The 22,970-nt window shown below is 42.0% G+C and carries 24 protein-coding genes and 1 pseudogene; 1 reads left to right on the plus strand and 24 read right to left on the minus strand.

Annotated elements, in window-relative coordinates; translation table 11 throughout:
* Positions 1-189 precede the first annotated feature (189 nt).
* From dnaB to M313_RS0116615, 13 genes are all read right to left on the minus strand, one after another.
* Positions 190-1,557: a replicative DNA helicase gene (gene dnaB, locus M313_RS0116560; RefSeq protein ID WP_010197842.1), complete on the minus strand. Its 1,368-nt coding sequence runs from the start codon at positions 1,555-1,557 to the stop codon at positions 190-192.
* Positions 1,558-1,633: 76 nt separating this feature from the next.
* Positions 1,634-2,083, minus strand: a complete 450-nt coding sequence (gene rplI / locus M313_RS0116565) for a 50S ribosomal protein L9 (protein ID WP_010197844.1) — start codon at positions 2,081-2,083, stop codon at positions 1,634-1,636.
* Positions 2,080-4,050, minus strand: coding sequence for a DHH family phosphoesterase (locus M313_RS0116570; protein ID WP_010197846.1), 1,971 nt, complete (start codon positions 4,048-4,050; stop codon positions 2,080-2,082). The genes rplI and M313_RS0116570 overlap by 4 nt, the downstream gene beginning before the upstream one ends.
* Positions 4,051-4,084: 34 nt before the next feature.
* On the minus strand, positions 4,085-4,285 hold the full coding sequence (locus M313_RS27050) for a DUF2232 domain-containing protein (RefSeq protein ID WP_083800962.1): 201 nt from the start codon (positions 4,283-4,285) through the stop codon (positions 4,085-4,087).
* A complete protein-coding gene (locus M313_RS27055) occupies positions 4,285-4,488 on the minus strand; it encodes a DUF2232 domain-containing protein (protein WP_083800963.1) in 204 nt (67 codons plus the stop codon). The genes M313_RS27050 and M313_RS27055 overlap by 1 nt, the downstream gene beginning before the upstream one ends.
* On the minus strand, positions 4,440-5,033 hold the full coding sequence (locus tag M313_RS24705; protein WP_010197850.1) for a DUF2232 domain-containing protein: 594 nt from the start codon (positions 5,031-5,033) through the stop codon (positions 4,440-4,442). Before M313_RS24705 ends, M313_RS27055 begins: the two co-directional genes overlap by 49 nt.
* Before the next feature lie 322 nt (positions 5,034-5,355).
* A complete protein-coding gene (rpsR, locus tag M313_RS0116580; protein WP_010197852.1) occupies positions 5,356-5,595 on the minus strand; it encodes a 30S ribosomal protein S18 in 240 nt (79 codons plus the stop codon).
* 69 nt (positions 5,596-5,664) lie between these two features.
* Positions 5,665-6,186, minus strand: coding sequence for a single-stranded DNA-binding protein (gene ssb, locus M313_RS0116585; RefSeq protein WP_010197858.1), 522 nt, complete (start codon positions 6,184-6,186; stop codon positions 5,665-5,667).
* 45 nt (positions 6,187-6,231) lie between these two features.
* Positions 6,232-6,522, minus strand: a complete 291-nt coding sequence (gene rpsF / locus M313_RS0116590) for a 30S ribosomal protein S6 (protein WP_010197860.1) — start codon at positions 6,520-6,522, stop codon at positions 6,232-6,234.
* A gap of 272 nt (positions 6,523-6,794) precedes the next feature.
* Positions 6,795-7,895, minus strand: a complete 1,101-nt coding sequence (gene ychF, locus M313_RS0116600) for a redox-regulated ATPase YchF (RefSeq protein WP_010197864.1) — start codon at positions 7,893-7,895, stop codon at positions 6,795-6,797.
* A gap of 248 nt (positions 7,896-8,143) precedes the next feature.
* Entirely contained in the window at positions 8,144-8,341 is a 198-nt protein-coding gene (locus tag M313_RS0116605) for a DUF951 domain-containing protein (protein ID WP_010197867.1), read from the minus strand.
* Between the two features lie 26 nt (positions 8,342-8,367).
* The gene (locus M313_RS0116610; protein ID WP_010197868.1) at positions 8,368-9,252 is read right to left on the minus strand and encodes a mechanosensitive ion channel family protein; all 885 of its coding nucleotides are present in this window, start codon (positions 9,250-9,252) and stop codon (positions 8,368-8,370) included.
* A gap of 87 nt (positions 9,253-9,339) precedes the next feature.
* Positions 9,340-10,353 carry a YkvI family membrane protein gene (locus M313_RS0116615; protein WP_010197870.1) on the minus strand — a complete coding sequence of 338 codons (1,014 nt, stop codon included), beginning with the start codon at positions 10,351-10,353 and terminating at the stop codon, positions 9,340-9,342.
* A gap of 99 nt (positions 10,354-10,452) precedes the next feature.
* On the opposite strand from M313_RS0116615, the gene yyaC reads away from it, so the two are divergent.
* Positions 10,453-11,088: a spore protease YyaC gene (gene yyaC, locus M313_RS23890; protein ID WP_010197872.1), complete on the plus strand. Its 636-nt coding sequence runs from the start codon at positions 10,453-10,455 to the stop codon at positions 11,086-11,088.
* A gap of 46 nt (positions 11,089-11,134) precedes the next feature.
* On the opposite strand, the gene M313_RS0116625 is transcribed toward yyaC, so the two are convergent.
* From M313_RS0116625 to rpmH, 11 genes and pseudogenes are all read right to left on the minus strand, one after another.
* A complete protein-coding gene (locus M313_RS0116625) occupies positions 11,135-11,842 on the minus strand; it encodes a DUF554 domain-containing protein (protein ID WP_010197873.1) in 708 nt (235 codons plus the stop codon).
* 69 nt (positions 11,843-11,911) lie between these two features.
* Complete coding sequence (locus M313_RS0116630; RefSeq protein WP_010197874.1) at positions 11,912-12,763, minus strand: ParB/RepB/Spo0J family partition protein; 852 nt, start codon at positions 12,761-12,763, stop codon at positions 11,912-11,914.
* Positions 12,756-13,517 (minus strand): ParA family protein, encoded by a 762-nt coding sequence (locus tag M313_RS0116635; RefSeq protein WP_010197875.1) that lies wholly within the window; start codon positions 13,515-13,517, stop codon positions 12,756-12,758. Before M313_RS0116635 ends, M313_RS0116630 begins: the two co-directional genes overlap by 8 nt.
* A 902-nt stretch (positions 13,518-14,419) precedes the next feature.
* Positions 14,420-15,266 (minus strand): annotated as a pseudogene (gene noc / locus M313_RS23895) (nucleoid occlusion protein).
* Between the two features lie 120 nt (positions 15,267-15,386).
* A complete protein-coding gene (rsmG, locus tag M313_RS0116645) occupies positions 15,387-16,103 on the minus strand; it encodes a 16S rRNA (guanine(527)-N(7))-methyltransferase RsmG (protein ID WP_010197879.1) in 717 nt (238 codons plus the stop codon).
* A gap of 27 nt (positions 16,104-16,130) precedes the next feature.
* Complete coding sequence (gene mnmG, locus M313_RS0116650) at positions 16,131-18,020, minus strand: tRNA uridine-5-carboxymethylaminomethyl(34) synthesis enzyme MnmG (protein ID WP_010197880.1); 1,890 nt, start codon at positions 18,018-18,020, stop codon at positions 16,131-16,133.
* A gap of 17 nt (positions 18,021-18,037) precedes the next feature.
* On the minus strand, positions 18,038-19,426 hold the full coding sequence (gene mnmE, locus M313_RS0116655; RefSeq protein WP_010197881.1) for a tRNA uridine-5-carboxymethylaminomethyl(34) synthesis GTPase MnmE: 1,389 nt from the start codon (positions 19,424-19,426) through the stop codon (positions 18,038-18,040).
* Positions 19,427-19,902: 476 nt separating this feature from the next.
* Positions 19,903-20,541, minus strand: a complete 639-nt coding sequence (jag, locus tag M313_RS0116665) for an RNA-binding cell elongation regulator Jag/EloR (protein ID WP_010197885.1) — start codon at positions 20,539-20,541, stop codon at positions 19,903-19,905.
* On the minus strand, positions 20,538-21,320 hold the full coding sequence (spoIIIJ, locus tag M313_RS0116670; protein ID WP_010197886.1) for a YidC family membrane integrase SpoIIIJ: 783 nt from the start codon (positions 21,318-21,320) through the stop codon (positions 20,538-20,540). The genes jag and spoIIIJ overlap by 4 nt, the downstream gene beginning before the upstream one ends.
* 276 nt (positions 21,321-21,596) lie before the next feature.
* Complete coding sequence (rnpA, locus tag M313_RS0116675) at positions 21,597-21,950, minus strand: ribonuclease P protein component (RefSeq protein WP_010197887.1); 354 nt, start codon at positions 21,948-21,950, stop codon at positions 21,597-21,599.
* Between the two features lie 127 nt (positions 21,951-22,077).
* On the minus strand, positions 22,078-22,212 hold the full coding sequence (gene rpmH / locus M313_RS0116680) for a 50S ribosomal protein L34 (protein WP_010197888.1): 135 nt from the start codon (positions 22,210-22,212) through the stop codon (positions 22,078-22,080).
* Positions 22,213-22,970 lie beyond the last annotated feature (758 nt).

Consider the following 22,970-nt stretch of genomic DNA (forward strand, 5'->3'; position numbering starts at 1 on the left):
CACTAAATATGTAACTTTTTAAATACATTTTTCAACAAAAGTAAGTTTATCAGCTGTAAACTAGAAAGTCAACCAAAACACGAACGTTACATAAATTTAATATTGAATTTGTTCGTAAATAAGACGGATTACTTTAAATTATGCTCGAGAAAGTTTAAAAAGGCACCTACATGACGTAGATGCCTTTTATTATGCCCCTGGAGGGACGGATTCATCATCAAATCGCCGCTCCAAATTAACAAATTTATTATATTCTTTTACGAAAGCCAAGGAAACTGTACCAACAGGACCGTTACGCTGTTTGGCCAGGATGATCTCGATGATGTTTTTGTTCTCACTTTCTTTGTCGTAATAGTCATCACGATATAAGAAACCAACAATATCGGCATCCTGCTCAATACTTCCGGATTCACGGATATCAGACATCATCGGACGCTTGTCTTGACGCTGCTCCACTCCACGGGACAGCTGAGACAAGGCAATAACAGGAACTTCTAATTCCCTTGCCAACGCTTTTAAGGAACGAGAAATCTCGGAAACTTCCTGCTGACGGTTCTCACCGCCGCCGCGTCCACTACCTTGAATTAATTGCAGGTAGTCAATCAGAATCATTCCAAGGCCGCTCTCCTGTCTTAGACGCCGGCATTTGGAACGAATCTCGCTGACACGGATACCTGGCGTATCATCAATGTAGATACCCGCATTGGACAAGCTACCCATTGCCATCGTCAGCTTGCTCCAATCCTCAGCGGTCAATTGGCCTGTCCTGAGGTTTTGTGCGTTGATGTTTCCTTCTGCACAAAGCATCCTCATAACCAGCTGCTCAGCGCCCATCTCCAGACTGAAGATCGCAACATTCTCACGAGCCTTCGTTGCGACGTTTTGCGCGATATTCAAGGCAAATGCCGTTTTACCAACAGAAGGACGCGCAGCGATGATAATCAAATCGTTTCGCTGAAAACCTGCCGTCATTTTGTCCAATTCGGTAAAGCCTGTCTCAATCCCCGTCACTTCTCCTTTACGATTATGAAGGGTTTCGATATTATCATACGTTTTAACCAAGACATCCTTAATGTTTTGGAACACACCGGAGTTTTTCCGTTGTGATACTTCTAGGATCTGCTTTTCCGCTTCGTTCAATAATCCCGCTACTTCATCTTCCCTGCTGTAGCCTTCTTGGGCGATGTTAGTTGCGGTACGAATCAGACGGCGGAGAATAGACTTTTCTTCTACTATCTTTGCGTAATACTCAATATTGGCTGCAGTTGGCACCGAACCTGCTATATCACTCAGATACGATACCCCTCCAACTTCTTCTAAAAGCTTCAAGTTTGCAAGCTCGGATGTGACTGTGACCAGATCGACCGGTTCGCCCCGGTCGGAAAGATTCAGCATGCAGTCATATATCTTTTGATGGGCAGCGCGGTAAAAGTCATCTGGCATGACAAGCTCAGATGCCAATGTCAGTGCGGACGGTTCTAGGAAAATAGCCCCGATGACCGCCTGTTCCGCTTCTATATTTTGTGGTGGTATTCGATCTTCAAAAATATCACTCATCCCTGTTCCTCCTCCCAGAAAGCGAATCCTCTCTAAGCTCTCATAAAGAAAACTCGGCAATTGCCGAGCACTTTTCTTACTTCTGTTCTGTTACATGCACCTTCAAGGTTGCTGTAACCTCTGTATGCAGCTTTACAGGTACATTTGTATAGCCTAACGCGCGGATGGCATCATTTAGCTCCATTTTGCGCTTATCGATCTTTATTTTATGCTTCTTTTGAAGCTCTTCTGCAATTTGCTTTGTGGTGATGCTACCGAATAAACGGCCGCCTTCACCTGCTTTAGTTTGGAATTCAAGCGTAAGCTTTTCCAACGTCTCTTTTAATTTCTTTGCGTTTTCAACCTCTTGTTCCGCTTCTTTGGCCTCTTTGTTCTTTTGAGCTTCCAATGATTTAAGGTTACCATTTGAAGCCTCCATCGCCAACCCTTGTTTTAGTAGAAAATTATGGGCATAACCATCTGCCACGTTTTTCACTTCGCCTTTTTTGCCTTTACCTTTAACATCTTTTAAAAATATTACCCTCATTCTTTGGAACCTCCTTCTAAGTACTCTGTTATTGCTTGTTTCAATTGTTCTTCTGCTTCATCAATGGTCGTATTCATCTGTGTGGCTGCATTTGTCAGATGCCCGCCGCCGCCAAGGTTCTCCATGACAACCTGTACGTTGACATCCCCGAGCGATCTTGCACTGATGCTTACCTGCTCACCGTTTCTGTGCGCGATGACAAAAGAAGTATTGATGTCGCTCATCGCAAGCAGCGTGTCTGCAGCCTGGGCAATCATCACCTGATCAAAGGACTCTTCAGGTATACCTTTGGCAATAACAATGCCTTCTTGGAACAGATACGCACTTTCTATCAACTTGGCGCGTTTCACAAAGCGGTCAAGATTTTCTTTTAATAGCTTTTGCACAAGAATGGTGTCTGCCCCTTGCGAGCGCAAATAGGATGCTGCATCAAATGTACGGGAACCGGTACGGACCGTGAAGCTTTTCGTATCTACTATTATACCAGCTAACAGGGCGGTCGCTTCAAGCATTGTGATTTTGATGCGCTTGGGCTGGTATTGCAAGAGCTCTGTAACAAGCTCCGCAGTGGAGGAAGCATATGGCTCCATATACACAAGCAACGGATCCTCTATAAAATCCTCTCCACGTCTGTGGTGATCAATCACCACCACATTATCGATTTTACTTAGCAGCTTTTCCTCAATCACGAGGGAAGGCTTATGGGTATCGACCACTACCAGCAACGTATCGCCTGTCGCTATCTCAAAGGCATCTTCCGGTGAGATGAACTTTTCCCAAAGCTCACTATGACCTTTCAATTCCTCCAACAGACGGTGAATGCCGGCATCAATTTCCTGATTGTTTAAAACGATATACGCATTTTTATGATTGAGCTCTGCTACTTTGGCAATCCCGATGGCCGCTCCAAGCGCGTCCATGTCCGGGTAGCGATGACCCATGATAATCACTTTGTCACTTTCGTGGATCAGTTCCTTCAATGCATGGGAGATAACGCGTGCACGTACACGTGTCCGTTTCTCCATCGGATTTGTTTTGCCTCCATAGAAGCGTACCTTCCCATTGGTCTGCTTGATGGCAACCTGGTCGCCACCGCGGCCCAAGGCAAGGTCTAGACTTGATTGGGCAAGGTGTCCTAGCTCAGGAAGAGAGGGGACTCCTGTACCAATGCCAACACTTAATGTAAGAGGCATGTTTTGTTTGGATGTTTGTTCACGAACCTCATCTAATATGGAAAACTTGTTCTTCTCCAATTGCACAAGGATATGTTCATTTAATACGACAATAAAACGTTCCATTGACGTTCTTTTCAAGAATACGCCGTTCTCCATAGACCATTTATTAATAATGGAGGTCACTTGGCTGTTGATCGCGCTTTTCGTTTGATCATCCATTCCCTGTGTCACTTCATCATAATTATCTAAGAAAATGATACCAAGAACCGTTCGCTCGTCTTCATATAACTTTTCAATATGCGTCTGTTCGGTAATGTCAAAAAAGTAGATAAGACGTTCTGCTTTCTTGATGACCACTTTATATTTCCTATCATGCAAAGGAATCGTTTCCGTTTCGATATCCTGCTTTAAAAGAGGAATCAAATTTTCTCCAACATCATATAACGACCTGCCAACAAGCGTTTCTTCATGAAAACAGGAAGCGAGAAACGGATTCGTCCATTCGATTTGATAATCGTCGTTATAAAGCATAATACCAATAGGCATTTCCATTAACGCTTCTTCCCCAACCTTTTTTAACCGGTAGGAAAGGGTGGAAATGTACGTTTCCATTTCTTTTTTAGCCTTTTGTTCCACTTTGATGTAAAGATATACAACCAAGCCTAGGAGCAGAAAGCTGACAATCCCTATTTGCCATTGGAAAAACACAATTATCCCAAGTTGAATCAGTGCGATGACAAACAATAAATAGACGGGATAACGCAGATTCAGTTTTTCGAAATAATTAGGCATGTATGTTCAGCTCCTAATTAATAGTTTAGCTCATTTATTTTCCTTGATTCTTTCCCTGTATCCTATCTCTAAGTTGAAAACCGATATCTATTATTCCTATCATTCTTATTATATAGACCAAAGGAGTGATTAGGAAGGATAAAATGACCAGTGTAATCGGAATGGCTTTGGAGATCTTTTTTATATAACAGAAGTAGAAAATAAATGAGAACCCTTGCACCGTCATTAATAGCATTAAAAATGAAGGAAAGGTTTAGGACTACCATAAATAAAGTTGTCCCCTTCTTCTGGTGCCATAATCGATAAAATTAAGACAATTAAGTAATACCACAACAGACTTTTTGGAAGCATCAATTCCCTGAATGGAGGGAAAGGACTAACCTTCACTTTTAACCTTTTAATAAATAAAAAAGGTGATGAGTTGCGAGAAATAGGCATGTACAAAAGAGGTTAATACCAACATGGTAGGTAGTAGATAACTTGTATAACCTAGGGACTCCTCTAATACCGCCACCGCTTCTTTTGCATTTTCTTGACCGAGCGAGGTAGCTATTGCTTCTGATGCCTGTATAGACTCCCTTATCATCTCTTGCATGACTTCTAATAAAATCAATATTAAAAAGGACGATTGCCACCACATACGCAAGGATATAATTGAGCAGGAATACCCCTGTAGCAGCGCCCAAAATGGCATAACGGCTAGCTTTCTTTTGGATAAGATGTCCCATGACGACACCGCCAGTACTAGCTGGTATGCTCAGGGCAAGAGCAACCGGTGACCCAATCAGTACACTAAGCACTCCGGCAACTACTATGAGCCATATCCCTGATTTCCACCCGTTTCTTGCTGTATAGACGACAAACGGGACAACGAGGGCGAAGGTGATGAGCCCTATAAAAGGAATGAAGAGTGTCATGAGAAGGAGCAGGACATAGATACCGAGCAGTGCTGCTCCTTCTGTTATATGTTTTGTTTCTTTCATAAGTATAAACCTCCAAGAACGCTTAGTTACACAATATGTATAGTTTATCCTTAAGATTCTATTACAATCAAATGTTATGTAGATGATAGCATAAACTCCCTGTTGTCCTCCGTTCCAGGTGTTCACTTTCCGCGGGACGGTGTTTGAGCCTCCTCGGCTTTGCCTGCGGGGTCTCAATCAACCGTTACTCCCCCTCAGGAGTCTCACACCTTGCACTCCGGACAACAGGGTAGAATTTATAACTACGCTTATTATCTTAGTAGCAAAAAGGAAGGCAGCAAGATATTCTCTCACTGCCTTCCTTTTTATTTATTCGGCTGTATTACTCACCAGAAACGTATGGTAGTAATGCCATTTGACGAGCGCGTTTGATCGCGATCGTTAATTTACGTTGGTATTTAGCGCTAGTTCCTGTTACACGACGAGGTAAAATTTTACCACGCTCAGAAACGAACTTTTTTAGTACATCAGTATCTTTGTAATCGATATGAGTAATACCGTTAGCTGTGAAATAACAAACCTTACGACGTTTGTTACGTCCACCTCTGCGTCCTCCTGCCATTTTATTCACCTCTTTTTTTTAGATTTTTCGGCTTATGCAGCCATTTTTATAAAACGATTCCTTCTAGAATTAGAACGGCAAATCGTCATCGGATATATCAATTGGTTGGCCATCGTTCTTAAATGGGTCGTCATCAACACGAGTATAACCTTGGTTGTTGTTATTGCTACGCTGTTGGTTCTGATCATACCCAAAGTTAGGTGATGAACCATAGCCTTGATTTTGATTTGGATTAGGACGAGATGCATTTCCATTTCCTGAACCGCCGGATCCCTTAGGTTCTAAGAATTGAACACCTTCTGCCACTACTTCCGTTACGTACACACGTTTTCCATCTTGGCCTTCATAATTACGTGTCTGCAACCTGCCATCCACTCCAGCCAAGCTTCCTTTTTTCAGAAAGTTTGCTGCGTTTTCAGCTTGTTTTCTCCAGACAACACAGTTGATGAAGTCAGCTTCGCGTTCGCCTTGCTGATTCTGGAACGTACGATTGACTGCCAATGTAAATGTAGCAACCGCCACTCCACTTGGGGTATAGCGCAATTCAGGGTCTTTCGTTAAGCGACCTACCAATACTACGCGATTTAACATCAGAACCACTCCTCCTTGAGACGACGTCCATAAAGAGGACAACTATTATTTAACTTCTTTTTTAACAACAATATGACGGATGATGTCTTCGCTGATTTTAGCAAGACGATCAAACTCTTGAACTGCAGCTGGCTCAGCAGCTACGTTTACTAGCATATAGTAGCCGTCACGGAAATCATTGATTTCGTATGCTAAGCGGCGTTTTCCCCACTCTTTGGATTCAGTAAGATCTGCACCGTTGTCAGTTAGGATCGTATTGAAACGTTCTGTAAGAGCTTTTTTAGCGTCTTCCTCAATGTTTGGACGGATGATATACATGATTTCGTACTTGTTCATCACAGTCACCTCCTTTTGGTCTAAGCGGCCCTTAGTGGGCAAGGAGCAATCAATTATAAATAATCATTACTCACAAATTAAGATTATACCAGAGGGGTGGATTTTTTGCAACATGTCCTAGTTGTTTCGTTATACAGTTGATCTTCGTTGCGGGGTCTTCCCTGTCCCTTCCTCCCGCAGAAGTCTGCGCGCCTTCCACTACGATCAACTTGGTTACTGCATTATTCATAAAATAAAAAAGAGAGGAACTCCCCCCTCTCTTTTAATAAATATTATACGTTAAAGCGGAAGTGGATGACGTCTCCGTCTTTTACGATGTATTCTTTTCCTTCTAGGCGGACTTTTCCTGCTTCTTTGGCAGCTGTGTGAGAGCCTGCTGCAAGTAAATCTTCATAGGATACCGTTTCTGCACGGATAAACCCGCGTTCAAAGTCAGTATGGATGACTCCCGCACATTGTGGAGCTTTCATGCCTGAACGGAATGTCCATGCACGAACTTCCTGAACTCCTGCTGTAAAGTAAGTAGCAAGACCAAGCAAGTTGTAAGCAGCACGGATCAGTTGATCTAGACCAGATTCTTTAATGCCAAGCTCCTCAAGGAACATCGCTTTTTCGTCTGCATCTAATTCTACTATTTCAGACTCGATTTTCGCACAAACTGTGATAACTTCTGCATTATCTTTTTCAGCAAATTCACGAACCTGTTGAACATATTCGTTATCAGAAGTGTCGGCTACGTCGTCTTCGCCAACATTAGCTACATAAAGGACTGGCTTGCTTGTTAATAGGTGCATGCCTTTTAAGTATTTCACTTGCTCGTCCGTTACTTCCACTGTACGTGCGGGAAGCTCGTTTTCAAGCGCTTCTTTAACAAGGACAAGCACTTCATGCTCATATACTGCTTCTTTATCTTTTTGCTTCGCCAATTTCGCTACACGCTCAAGACGCTTATCGACAGATTCCAAGTCAGCTAAAATAAGCTCAAGGTTGATGGTTTCGATGTCATTAATCGGGTTCACTCCACCGGATACGTGGGTGATGTTGTCATCAGCAAAGCAACGAACCACGTGACAAATTGCGTCTACTTGACGGATGTGAGATAAGAACTTGTTTCCAAGGCCTTCCCCTTTGCTGGCACCTTTTACAATCCCGGCAATATCGGTAAATTCGAAGTGTGTTGGTACTGTTTTCTTCGGATTTACAAGTTCTGTTAATTTTTGCAGACGCTCATCTGGAACATCTACGATACCTACGTTCGGATCTATGGTACAGAACGGGTAGTTGGCAGATTCCGCCCCCGCTTGTGTGATTGCATTAAAAAGCGTTGATTTCCCTACGTTTGGAAGACCAACGATACCTGCTGTTAAAGCCATTTTTATCCACTCCTAACTTCCGTTAACACATATTTAAACCTCCCACAATTATAGATAGAATGGGAGGAAAAGACAAGTTTATTTGAATTCCAGTTGCCGCTGTTGATTTCCTCAAAAGGCTTCGCTTTCCGCGGGGCGACCTTGAGCCTCCTCACTTCGTTGCGGGGTCTCAACAATGTCGCTACTCTCCCGCAGGAGTCTACGCCTTTTGCTCCAATCAACAGCTATATACTGGCTTAAATGAGCTATTATTCTTCACTTCTTACCAATATCTTCTTTATCTTCCTTGTAAATTCTTTTCGTGGCATGAGGACGGTGTGGTCGCAGCCTTCGCATTTGATGCGGATGTCCATTCCCATTCGTACTACTTTCCATCTGTTTGTCCCGCATGGGTGTTCTTTTTTCATTTCTACTACATCATGTAAACCGAATTCTTTATCTGTCATATTTCTACACTCCCTACTTTTCTATCTCAATTGGAAGCATGCCCGTCTTGCTTTGGTTCCCGGTTATAGAGCACCAGTCGTGGAAAAGGAATTTCAATGCCCGCTTCATCCAGACGATTTTTGACTTCCTTTCTGATCGAACGCCCGATATACCAATGCTTCATCGGCACTGTTTCACATGTGATTCTGAGTACAACCTCGGAGTTGCCCAACGTTTGAATGCCGAGCAGTTCTGGTGGTTCTGTCATTTCCACATACCTTGCCGGCATTTCTGCAAGCAATTCTTGAATTACTCGCTCCGCTTCTTCTATTTTTCCTTCATATGCGATGCTTACATCCACTACGGCAACGCTATTATGAATGGAGAAATTCGTTAGTTCTACAATACTGCCATTGGGCAATATATGCAATTCCCCTGTCCAACTTTTTATTTTCGTAGTCCGAAGGCCTATCTCTTCCACATACCCCTCAAATGTGCCGGTTCTGATATAATCCCCAACAGAAAATTGGTCTTCGAATATAATAAAAAAGCCTGTAATGATATCTCTTACCAAGTTTTGAGCCCCAAATCCGACAGCAAGGCCAACAATTCCCGCCCCGGCCAAAAGTGCCCTGACATCAATATGGACTATTTCTAAAATCATAATGAAGGCAACAAAATAGACTACGTACGTTAACACATTCTGCAGCAGTTTCAAAAGGGTGTTTTCTCTTCGTTCCGATATACGGATAGGCCCTTTTTCTCTTAGTTTCACAAAGTTATGAACGAGGTTTTTTCCTATTTTTATTATCATGCCTGCTACAAGGATGATCAGAATAATTTTCAGTAATCCTTCTCCGATAGAAACCCAAAGATCCTCATTCAGTAAGGAATCTTTCATTTGTATTAGCACTCGGTTTGTCCATTCCATATTCATTTTACCTCGGTATCTTCATTTATTTACTCCTAGATTCCCCACAATTTGCTATTTTACTAAAACAAAAGAAGCATCTTCTTACTAGTTTTCTCGGTTTTTAATTGGATAAAGCAGAATACAAACGAGCAGATAGAGATTGATTAAGCCAAATAGCGGGTAAAGTATTGCTACGAGGACGGAAAAGCCCACTGCGGTGAAGGGAACCATTAATAAAATGAATAATAAGCACATGAGCCAAAGCGGTATTGGAATGACATTTCGAAATCTCGTCACTAACCCGAGCAAACCGGAGGCCGCCGTGGTATAAATTGCCACCCAAAGCAGGATGGTCATGAAGAATAGCATATAAAACGGGTAACTCTGAATGATGGCAAAGAGTGGGATTTCGAAAAGGCCTAGCTTACTCTGTACCAAAATAAGCGTTTGGTTATAAAAAAGCGAGATGACTCCCAAAATAACCCCGCTCCCTACACTTGCAATGAAAATTTCCCCTTTGCCTTTTACTTCTTTTCCTATTGCAGATAAAACGGCTACAAGTGGAAGGATATTCAATGCTGTAAAAGTAAATCCAGCTGGCCAGTTGCTTTGTTCAAGCACGGAGGTGGGAACGGCATCCGGGCTGTTGAGCACTGCATCTATCAGCACATAGGCTAAGGTCAACACAATGATTGGGATAATCACGACGTTTACCGTTACCATTCCTTTGACGTCGTAAACGAACAACAAAATCAATAAGACGCATATGATTGCAATTCCGCCCCAATAAGGGATGGAAAAGACCTGTAACGCCGCCCCGCCACCTGCTAGCATCACGACTGTCGTGGTAAATAAGTAAACGACCATTACTATATTGTATAGGTACGATGCCCTCACTCCGACAAGTTTTCTTAGGACGGGGGAGAAATGTTCAGACTGCTCTTTGCTGCTGATTTGCAGGATCACATAACACGAAATGATAAAGAACAAGGTGAATAATAGAATGGCTAGTCCGCTTTCCGAACCGAAAAACTGCCATAGTTCCCGTCCGGATGCATACCCTGCGCCAATCACTGTTCCCAATATTAAAAACATCCAGCGAAACCCGCTTTTCCACATACATGCAACCCCCTAAAATATCCAAAAATAAAAAAGTGGACGTATAGTTTCCCATCAATAGTCGTATACTGTTACTACTATTAAGAAGGAGTGGAACCTATGAATCTTAAATCTAATTTTTTTGAGAAGAAGGGAGGCAATATTCGTATTGCTCATGATGAAGTAAATGCATACAAGGAACTTGCACTTACTTTACAATCCAACCTTCCTACAAGCCTGGTGTACCGCCCCATCGTGATTGTATGCATCGGCACTGACCGGTCAACTGGAGATTCCCTGGGACCACTAGTCGGCACAAAGCTTCACGATATAAAGCTTGATCATGTTCATGTATATGGCACATTAGATGATCCTATACATGCTGTTAATCTAGAAGAGAAGCTCGCATATATCCAGGCAAAGCACCTTACTCCTTTTATTATTGGAATTGATGCCTGTCTTGGAAGATTGAAAAGTGTAGGTCAAATTACTATAGGCGAAGGACCTGTGATGCCTGGAGCTGGAGTGAAGAAGGATTTGCCGCCAGTAGGGGATATGCATATTACAGGAATTGTCAATGTTAGTGGTTTTATGGAGTTCTTCGTTTTACAGAATACGAGACTAAGTCTTGTCATGAAAATGGCCACCGTGGTAGCACAATCCATTCAAGAATTGGATCGAGCCATTGAACGGAAGAATTTCCTTGCATCCGCTGCCAGGGACACTGAACCACCATTCATTCAAACGCAAGAATAGAAAAAAGGCCGACCATAGAGAGTCGACCTTTCAAGGGAAGATAAATTCACATAATAAAAAAGTATTGAACAAGTACAAGAGCGGCTGCTACTAATATTCCCGGAAGCAAATTGGCCACTCGAATGGCGGTTACACCTATGATATTCATTCCAATTGCCATAATCATGACCCCTCCGGTAGCGGTGATCTCAAAAATGAGCAACTCCAGTAAATCTGATGGGACAAACCGGTCAATTTGAGTAGCAAATAAAGCGATACTTCCTTGATATATCATGACAGGGATGGCAGAAAACAAAACCCCGATCCCTAAAGTCGTGGTCAGAACAATACTTGTGAAGCCATCAATGATAGATTTTGTGTACAGGACCTGATGATCGCCCCTAAGGCCACTATCCAAAGAACCGACAACCGACATTGCTCCGATAACAAAGATGAGCGTTGCCGTTACAAATCCCTTTGATACGGAGCCCTGCTGTTTTGACCCCATCTTACTTTCCAGCCAATTGCCTACATTGTTCAGCTTGCGGTCAAGATTGATCCACTCACCTAGCACCGCACCTACTACCAGACTGATGATGACAATCAGAAATTCATTACTTTTAAAACCCATCTGTGCCCCAAGTAAAAATACAGCAAGGCCGATGATTTTCATCACCGTTTCTTTCGTGTTTTCTGGAATACGTGTGAAGATTTTTCCTATAAATGTACCAAGCACAATACATATACCATTCACAATGGTTCCTAATAAAACCACTCTAAAGCCCCATTTCTATTAAAGTAACGCCTATCCAAAAAAGCAAACCACCATGAAGTGATCTGCTTTTTATTCTTCTGTTTGAGCTAATAATTCTAATAATCTGTTCAGGTCATCATCAGAGAAGAATTCTATCTCTATTTTACCCTTGTTTTTCGTACGCTTGATAAAAACAGAAGTACCAAAACGCTCCCTTAATACGGATTCGTGGTCCTTAAGGAAAATGTCCTTTTCCTCAGGGTCCTTTTTCGTTTCACGTGGAACACTTTCGTTCAACTGCTGAATCAACTGTTCTAACTGACGCACATTTAAATGTTCTTGCAACACTTTGTCAATGACCGCTTTTAATTTCTCTTTCCTTTTAAGCCCTAATAATGCACGGCCGTGTCCCATGGAAAGTTTTCCATCATTCATCAGCTCTTGTACAGTTTTTGGAAGGGATAATAGACGAATATGATTCGCAATATGTGGCCTGCTTTTCCCAAGCCTGCTTGCTAACTGTTCCTGTGTCAGTTCCAGTTTCACCATTAAGGATTGATAGGCGGCGGCTTCTTCAATCGGTGTAAGATCCTCACGCTGTAAATTCTCCAAAAGAGCAAGTTCCATCATTTGCTGTTCCGTCAATGAGCGGATTACGACAGGAACTTTAGACAGTTTCGCCTCTTTTGCAGCCCGAAAACGGCGTTCCCCGACGACAATTTCGTATCCTTTAATACTTTTGCGAACAATAATCGGTTGAAGGATTCCATGTTGTAAAATGGATTCTTTCAATTCTTGTATTGCTTCTGGCTCAAAGTATTTACGAGGCTGGTAGGGGTTTGGTCGCACTTCCTTGATACTGATTTCTTGAACAGCTTCTTCCTTGGAAGCTTCAATAGAAGGAAACAGCGCATTTATACCTTTACCTAATCCTTTACCCATGTGTCACCACTTCCTTTGCTAATTCTAAGTAAACTTCCGCTCCACGTGACTTCGGATCATAAATAATGATGGGTTCTCCATGGCTTGGCGCTTCACTTAAACGAACATTACGAGGAATAATGGTTCGATACACTTTATCTTGGAAATACTTTTTCACTTCTTCAATTACTTGAATACCCAAATTTGTTCTGGCATCTAGCATCGTAAGCAAGACACCATCAATCATAAGTTCTTTATTTAAATGTTTTTGTACGAGTCTTACCGTATTTAATAGCTGACTTAATCCTTCAAGTGCATAATATTCGCATTGTACCGGTATCACAACTGCATCAGAAGCTGTTAAAGCGTTGATAGTCAATAAGCCCAAAGATGGGGGACAATCGATGATTATGTAGTCGAAAAGATGCTTCACATCATCTAATGCTCTTTTCAAACGCACTTCTCTTGAAATAGTAGGAACTAGTTCAATTTCTGCACCTGCGAGTTGTATGGTTGCTGGGATGATGGAAAGGTTCTCTACCTTTGTTGGGAGGATCGCCTTTTTTGCTTCCACATCTTCTACTAAAATATCATAAATACACTGATGGACTTCTGCTTTTTCGATTCCCACTCCACTTGTGGCGTTTCCTTGTGGGTCCACATCTACTAAAAGCACTCTTTTACCAATGTAGGCTAAACAAGCACCTAAGTTAACGGATGTAGTCGTTTTTCCAACTCCACCTTTTTGGTTAGCAATAGCAATAATTCTGCCCATGCCGTCACCTGCCTTCAGAAAAGAACATACTTTTTATTCGTTGGTTCGGGTTACGACGCTGTTGATTTCCGCACTGGGCTCCGCTTTCCTAGGGGCGGTGCTTGAGCCTCCTCACTTCGTTGCGGGGTCTCAAGCTACCGCGATCTCCCTCAGGAGTCTTCGCCCTGTGCTCCAATCAACAGCTAGAAACTTCTCTATTGTTGAAGATTCGATTTAATGTTATTTAAGTTTCTCATTTATTTTATCATGAATTGACTGAAATTTAACTTGTTTTTGAGAATAATTATTGGGAAGGGGGTGACAGGGAAATTGTCGAAGAATGTTTCTCGGGAAATAATCCATCATTGCTAAAAAAATATGAGGTTAACCACCGCTGTTACTTTCCGCAAATGGCTGCGCTTTCCGCGGGGCGACCTTGAGCCTCCTCGCATCCGCTGCGGGGTCTCAACTTTGCCGCTACTCCCCCGCAGGACAAGGAAGGCTTCGAAAGCGATACTTCGCACGAAGAAAATGCGTAGCATTTTCGAGGAGTCTTCGCCATTTGCTCCAATCCACAGCTAGAGAATAACGAAAGCAAAATGTTAGTGCTTTTTCAGTTAATTTAGTTTGATGACTTTTACAACCATTTAGTTAATGAGGTCATCTTGTTGATTGAAGTGTAAGGCGCGCAGACGCCCGCGGGAGGAAGGGACAGGTAAGACCCCGCAACGGAGTGAGGAGGCTTACGGACCGCCCGCAGGCAAAGCGAAGCGCTTGAAACGGAAATCAACAATTTTTTTATTACCTTATCTTTATAAAAAAAGATGGCTTCGCTTATTACTTATCTAGGCGTAGCTACTAGTAAAATTACTAGATTGCTAGGTTTGTGATAAATAACGGCGAGGGCCATCCCTATAGTGGTATTATTTTTTCGGTATGCGGATCGTGAATTGGTAATATTCTTCGGTTTCTTCTTCTTGTGAGTCGAGCTTGATGCCGCTGTCGTTTACCATTGTAAGTGATTGACGGATCGTATTCATCGCAATACGCATATCTTTACTGAAGGCTTTTCGCTTAGCCTTTTGGTTTTGGATTGGCAGCTTCAAGCATTTTTACTACACGCTCCTCTGTTTGCTTGACATTCAATTGCTTTTCAAGAATTTCAGCAAGAACAGCCACCTGTTTTTCCGGTAGCTTTAACGGAATTAGGGCACGTGCATGACGCTCTGTAATTTTTTTCTGTAGAAGGGCATCTTGAATATCAGAAGGCAGCTTTAAAAGACGAAGTTTGTTTGCCACAGTGGATTGCCCTTTTCCTAAGCGCTGAGCCAGAGCTTCTTGTGTCAAACTATGCAATTCCAACAGCTTGGAATATGCGATTGCTTCTTCAATTGCCGATAACTCTTCACGTTGAAGATTCTCAATAAGGGCAACAGAGGCTGTTTCTGCATCGTTAAATTCTTTTACAATGGCAGGAATGGTTTCCCAACCCAGCTTCTGAACCGCTCTCCAACGGCGTTCTCCAGCAATAATCTCATATTTGTCCTCATCAAATTGACGGACGACGATAGGCTGGATAATTCCATGCGTCCGGATAGTCAGAGATAACTCTTCAATTCTTTCATCTACAAAAACAGTACGTGGTTGGTATCTATTCGGAACAATGTCCTTTACAGCTACCTGCATAATTTTTTCATGATCAGTCTTTTCTACTATTTCCTGTTCTTCTTTTTCGCCGATTCCAAAAAAACGAGAGAACGGAGACTTCATAGTTCCACCACCTTATGGATAGAATCCCTATTAACGTAATTCGCTTTTCACGTTAATAAGTCCTGTTTTTCCGATCAAAATGTTTCACATGAAACGAGGTATTCTAAGCAAGTTTAAATTTTATTCCAACGGTTGTTTATTCGGTGTACCTGGTTTACGAGGGTACTTCTTCGGTGTAGATTTAATCTTATTGATGATCAGGATATTTCTTTCGCTTTCCTCTAATGGCAAGGAAAAAGAATGCACCTTTTCTAACTTCCCACCTAATATTTGCAGGGCTTTTTTCCCTTTTTCCAGCTCGTCGCTTGCAGCCGCAGCTTTCATCGGCACAAACATACCGCCTTCTTTAACAAGTGGCAGGCACAGTTCGCTTAATACAGATAAACGGGCAACTGCTCTTGCGGTGACAAGGTCAAATTTCTCACGATAGTCCGCATTTTTCCCGAAGGTTTCCGCTCTGTCATGAACGAAATGGACATTTTTTAAACCTAGCTCATTCGCAAGATTTTGTAAAAATGTAATTCGCTTATTCAAAGAGTCCACAATCGTGACCTTTAAGTTTGGAAAACATATTTTCAGAGGAATGCTTGGAAAACCGGCACCCGCTCCTACATCACATAGAGATAATTCTTGATTCAGATCCACATAGAACGATGCGGTAATGGAATCATAGAAATGTTTAAGATAAACCTCTTCCTCATCCGTGATGGCAGTAAGATTCATCTTTTCATTCCATTCCACCAGCAGCTTGTAATATGTATCAAATTGAGAAAGCTGTTGAGAAGAAAGGGAAATCCCTTTCTCCTCCAACAGAGAAATAAATTGTTCTTTGTTCATGTGTTCGTATCCTTTCTATCGTTGGATTTACTCGTTGGATACTTTGGCGATACGACCTTGTTCCAAATAGACAAGCAAAATGGATACGTCCGCTGGGTTTACCCCTGATATTCTGGAAGCCTGGGCAACGGATAAAGGACGTACTTCTTTTAACTTCTGTCTTGCTTCGTTCGCAAGTCCGTGAATGTCATCGTAATCGATGTTTTCTGGTATTTTCTTATTCTCCATTTTCTTCAAGCGATCCACTTGTTGAAGGGACTTTTGAATATACCCTTCATATTTTACCTGAATTTCCACCTGTTCTGCTACATCAGGAGAAATCTCCTTGTCAGCAGGCACCATCTGATGAATATGATTATAGGTCATTTCAGGACGCTTCAGAAGGTCCGCTGCCCTGATGCCATCTTTCAGCTCGCTTCCGCCAGCTTCTCTAATGATGGTCTGAACCTGTACATTCGGTTTAATAATGATAGATTGCAGGCGTTCTTTTTCTGCTTCGATTTCTTGTTTCTTCTCTTCAAACTTTGCAAATCGTTCCGGGGAAATAAGCCCGATTTTATGCCCTATTTCCGTTAAACGCAAGTCTGCATTGTCATGACGCAAGAGCAAGCGATATTCCGCACGGGAAGTAAGCAATCTGTATGGTTCATTTGTTCCTTTCGTTACCAGGTCATCAATCAATACCCCGATATATGCATCAGAGCGGCTTAAGATAAGATCTTCCTCACCAAGGGCACGTCTTCCGGCATTGATACCTGCCATGATTCCTTGCCCGGCCGCTTCCTCATACCCCGAGGTCCCGTTAATTTGTCCTGCTGTATAAAGGTTTTGAATTCTTTTGGTTTCAAGTGTCGGCCATAATTGCGTCGGGACGATGGCATCATATTCAATGGCATACCCCGCTCGCATCATGCGGACATTTTCAAGGCCTGGTATAGTAGAAAGGATCTTACGCTGCACATCTTCCGGAAGACTTGTGGAAAGTCCCTGAACATATACTTCTTGCGTATTTCTTCCTTCTGGCTCTAAGAAAATTTGGTGTCTAGGCTTGTCGTTGAACCGCACCACTTTATCCTCAATAGACGGGCAATACCTAGGCCCGGTCCCCTTGATCATTCCAGAGTACATTGGGGAACGGTGAAGGTTGTCATCAATAAGTTGGTGTGTTTCGGCACTAGTATAAGTTAACCAGCAAGGTAGCTGATCTGTAATGTATTCAGTTGTTTCATAGGAAAACGCGCGCGGCACATCATCGCCTGGTTGTATTTCCGTTTTGCTATAGTCGATGGATGCACTATTAACACGTGGAGGTGTTCCAGTTTTAAAACGTACCAAGTCAAACCCTAGCTCCTCTAAATGCTCGGAAAGCGTGATAGAAGGCTGTTGGTTATTAGGACCGCTTAAATACTGAAGTTCTCCTAGTATAATTTTTCCACGAAGGAATGTCCCTGTCGTGATCACGACCGTCTTGGATTCATAAATGGCACCTGTTTGTGTGATAACACCCTTACAAACGCCGTCCTCGACGATTAACTTTTCGACCATTCCTTGAAGCAATGTGATATTTTCTTCGTTTTCAATGGTTTTCTTCATTTCATGCTGATAAAGGAATTTATCGGCCTGCGCACGCAACGCGCGTACCGCCGGACCTTTCCCCGTATTCAACATACGCATTTGAATATGCGTTTTATCAATATTTCTTCCCATTTCTCCACCAAGCGCATCAATTTCACGCACGACAATTCCTTTGGCAGGACCGCCGACAGATGGATTACATGGCATAAATGCGACCATATCCAGGTTAATGGTCACCATTAACGTTTTCGCTCCCTGACGAGCTGCTGCCAGTCCTGCTTCTACCCCTGCATGACCTGCACCAATTACAATTACATCATAGGAACCTGCATGATATTCCATGTTTGTTCCCTCCTATTCTATTTACCTAAGCAAAATTGTGAGAATAGCTGATCAATTAGGCTTTCATGTACCGCATCGCCGATAATTTCACCAAGTATTTCCCACGTTCTGGTTAAATCTATTTGTACTATATCTATTGGCACGCCGCTTTCCATTCCTACTATCGCATCTTCAAGTGCTTGTTGGGCTTGAGTGATCAAACCGATATGACGGGAGTTTGAGACATATGTCATATCGCCTGCCTCTAGGTCCCCTTGGAAGAACATTGAAGAAATGGCCTCTTCTAATTCGTCAATTCCTTGTTCCTCTTTTAAAGAGGTGGAAATGACAGTGTGATGGTTGGCAAGCTCTTTCACTTGCCCTATATCAATTTTCGTCGGCAAATCCGTTTTATTGACTATAACAATGACATCCATGCCTTTTACCGCTTCAAACAACTGCTTGTCCTCCATTGTGAGGTCATCGTTATTGTTTAAAACAAGCAAAATCAGATCTGCTTTTTTCAACACTTCTCTAGATCTCTCGACACCAATACGCTCTACAATATCTTCAGTTTCTCGTATACCTGCAGTATCCACCAGACGTAATGGCACACCTCGGACACTTACATATTCCTCAATGACATCACGTGTTGTCCCTGGAATATCGGTGACAATTGCCTTATTTTCATGGACAAGACTGTTAAGCAGAGATGATTTCCCGACATTTGGCCGCCCGATAATTACGGTAGAAAGACCTTCTCTTAGTATCTTACCCTGTTGGGAAGTTTGTAACAGTTTTTCCAGTTCTTCTTTTACATAAGTGGACTTCTCAAGCAATAACTGATGTGTCATTTCTTCGACATCATCATATTCCGGGTAGTCGATATTTACTTCGACATGCGCCAGTGTTTCTAAAATTTCTTGGCGAAGTTTCTGAATCAGTTTGGATAATCGACCTTCCATTTGACCTAACGCCACATTCATCGCACGGTCTGTTTTGGCACGGATCAAATCCATCACCGCTTCTGCCTGTGAAAGATCAATACGTCCGTTCAAGAACGCCCGCTTCGTGAATTCTCCAGGTTCGGCAAGTCTTGCTCCCCTGCTCAATACAAGCTGCAGTAATTTATTGACGGAAACAAGTCCGCCGTGGCAGTTTATTTCTACCACATCTTCTCTTGTAAAAGTTTTAGGTCCTCGCATAACCGAAACCATTACTTCTTCTATTATTTTATCCGTTTTTGGATCTACGATATGTCCGTAGTGAATGGTATGAGAGGCAACGTCTTTCATTTTCTTGGAGGATGGGGTGACAAAGATTTCATCAATGATCCGGAACGCTTCCTCTCCGCTCAGGCGGACAATGGCAATCGCTCCTTCTCCCATTGGAGTCGAAATAGCTGCTATCGTGTCAAACTCATACATATCATTCACCTCATTTCTTTTTTCTTTTTGTTTCTTCTATATCAAGGTAAAATAGTTCGTCCTTTAACTTACTAAGGTTAGCATAATTTTTGTGTCTTTTAAAGTATTCCTGTTCGATAGTTATCCACAAAAATTTCCCGAATGGTTCGTTTGTCATCAATCATTTTAACTTATCCACATGTGAATAACAATAAACAAATCTCGCACAGTTGTTTCATCAGCATTGCCTTTTATCTGTCGATTAAAACTTGAACAGAAAAAACCTTTGAGGTTTCATTGACTCCTTTCGATTTTCGTTCCAGGTGTTCGCTTTCCGCGGGACGGTGCTTGAGCCTCCTCACTTCGTTGCGGGGTCTCAATCTACCGTTACTCCCCCGCTGGAGTCTCACACCTTGCACTTCAATCTACAGGTAAGCACTCATTAATGCCAAAAAAAACGGCTGGCCCTTATTGAAGGGTCAGCCGTTTTGGTTGGATTATCTTTTTGCGACTTTGTTCTTTTTGGTTGTGATCACAAGGGAGCGGTTCGGTTCTTTGCCGACGGAGTAGGTTTCTACTTCCGGGTAGGCCGAGATGATCGAATGCATCACCTTTCTTTCAAAAGAAGGCATCGGTTCAAGATGGACATCCTGTTTTGTTTTCAATGCTTTTTGTGCAAGGCGCTCTGCAAGTTGTTCCAGGGTTTCCCGGCGTTTCTCGCGGTATCCTTCTGCGTCAATGACGACATTTAGATATTGATTGGAATAGCGGTTTGCGACAATTTGCGTTAAATATTGAAGGGAATTAAGGGTTTGTCCCCTTTTTCCGATAATTAGAGCTGTTTTTTCGCCACTGATGCTGATGGAAATATTCCTACCTTCCACCTTTACATCAAGTTCTGCGACAATATTCATTTCAGTAAGAACTTTTTTCAAGAAATTCGTTGATTCTTCGATCGGGTCTTGCTTCAATTTGACGGTTACAACACTAGGTTTTGAGCCAAACAATCCGAAGAGACCTTTCTTGCCTTCGTCAACGATTGTAATTTCTGCACGGTCTTTTGATGTGTTTAGTTGAGCTAAAGCAGATTGGACAGCTTCCTCGACTGTTGGACCAGTTGCAGTTATTTCTTTCACTTTTTTGTTCCTCCTGCAGTTCCAGCAGCTGTTTCTTTTGCTTTTCTCAGCTCCGGTCCTTTAATAAAGTAAGTTTGAACAATCATAAAGATGTTCCCCACTACCCAGTATAGAGAAAGTGCCGCAGGGAAGTTGATCGCAAATACAACGATCATGATCGGCATAATCCAAAGCATCATCACCATCTGCGGGTTGTTGTCCATACCAGCCATCATGATTTTTTGCTGAATGAATGTTGTGATACCAGCAACGACAGGCAGGATGAAGTAAGGATCCGGATCTCCCAGATCAAACCACATGAAATTATGGTTGGCGATTTCCGTCGTACGGGTAATCGCATGGAAAAATCCGATTAAAATCGGCATTTGAACCAATAAAGGGAAACATCCGGCAAGCGGGTTTACACCATGCTTTTGGAAAAGCCCCATTGTTTCTTGCTGTAATTTCTGTTGTGTTTTTTGATCTTTAGAACTATATTTTTCACGAAGTGCTTTCATTTCCGGTTGTAAGGCTTGCATCGCCTTTGCATTCTTCGTTTGTTTAATCATTAACGGTAAGATAGCAAATCGGATTAATAACGTTACAATAATGATGGATAAACCGTAGTCATTGTTCATTAGTTCAGCAAAATAAGTGATCAACCAAGACAATGGATAAACTACGTATTCGTTCCAGAAGCCTTCGCTTTCATTGGTGATTGGCTGGTTGATTTCTGTACAGCCTGATAGTAAAGCTACAAGTCCAATAAGGGCCATTAGTAGCCATATTCGATTTTTCAACCTCTTTTTCCTCCTTTTTACACAAAAAAAATGATTCCTTTTACATCCTATCATTTTTATCTGGCAAATTGAATATATGTCACACTTCCAACACATTTTTTCCTTTTCCCTTTAACAACGCGGTTGATTTCCGCACCGGGCTTCGCTTTCCACGGGGCGGTGCTTGAGCCTCCTCACTTCGTTGCGGAGTCTCAACCTACCGCTACCTCCCGTCGGAGTCTATGCCCTGTGCTCCAATCACCAGCTATAAACTTAGAAGAATTTTTGTGTGTTAACTTACACTTTTTTCTTAGTAGATAGTGTCGGGAGTTTTTTTATTACGTGTTGTAGGCTTTTCTTTACTTCTTCAAATGACATGTCCGCAGCTGGTTTTCGGGCGATCACGACAATATCGACGCCGCCAGGAAGCTGTTCCTTTATTTCGTGGACTGCTTGTCTGACTAGCCGCTTGATTCGATTCCTTGTTACAGCGTTTCCAATTTTCTTACTGACAGATAAACCGATCCGGAATAAGGGCTGGTCCGATTTCTGCACAGCATATATCACAAATTGCCGATTGGCCATCGACTTTCCTTTTTGGAACACATGTTGGAACTCTTTATTTTTTTTGATTCTTTGTTCTTTCCTCAATGTGTCTCCTCCTGCCTTACACAAATCCTCTAATTCGGTCCTATTTCAACATTCTTTCTCAAATCTCGCGAAAAAATAACCGGAATATGCCCGAAATAGTAAAAAAGACCACTGACAGTCAGTGGCCTTATGCTGATAATACTTTTCTTCCTTTGCGACGACGACGTGCAAGAACTTTACGTCCATTTGCAGAACTCATACGCTCACGGAAACCGTGTACTTTACTACGTTTACGATTATTTGGTTGAAACGTTCTTTTCATTACTATGACACCTCCCTGAGGATACTTCAAAATCTAAGTGGAAAAACACCTCTATATGATCGATAGACATTTATAAGCCGTTTTTCAACACCACTGGAAAGTCTTGCTTTCCTATAATATAAAATTTCTTTACAGACAGTCTTAATAATTATAGAGAATATACCATCGGAATGTCAACTTCCCAAATGTAAGTATAAATTCCCCAGCCTCACAAAGCAACCCTTTCTTTTTATATAGTAAAAACTAACAACAAAATTCACTTCATCAAACCATAAACAAAAATTAAAAAGGTGCCTGACCCCGAAAACAAACACTTAATCGCTCTACCAAATTTAAATGCCGGGGTCTGGAACCTCTTCAGGAGTCTGCGCGACTTCCACTACGATTAACTTAGTTTTAACTTTTAACTCTTTATACGTTCAACATTTTTCTACCTGTGAATAACTTTTTTCGCTATTTTTCGTCATCCACAGCACTTATCGACAAGGTTTACACAGTATCTTGTGTTGTGGAAAACTTTTCTCCACAATTTGTGGTAGTTGTGGATAATATCAAAAAGCAATTGCAACATAAGGTTTTTTTTGATATTATTATTGTGTTTTCACTCTTAATAAATGATTGATCAAAAATAGTTTTCCACAGATTGTGGATAAGATGTGGATAGTTATTCAAGGGTGTGTGTAAGTATTTGTCCACAGGTGTGGGTTTTTGTCGAAAACTACTTTTCTACTATATAATATCTTTTTCACAGTATACGA

Origin of the sequence: Bacillus sp. m3-13 (genome assembly GCF_000175075.1) — a bacterium.
GTDB classification, from domain to species: Bacteria; Bacillota; Bacilli; order Bacillales; family Bacillaceae_I; genus Sutcliffiella_A; species Sutcliffiella_A horikoshii_C.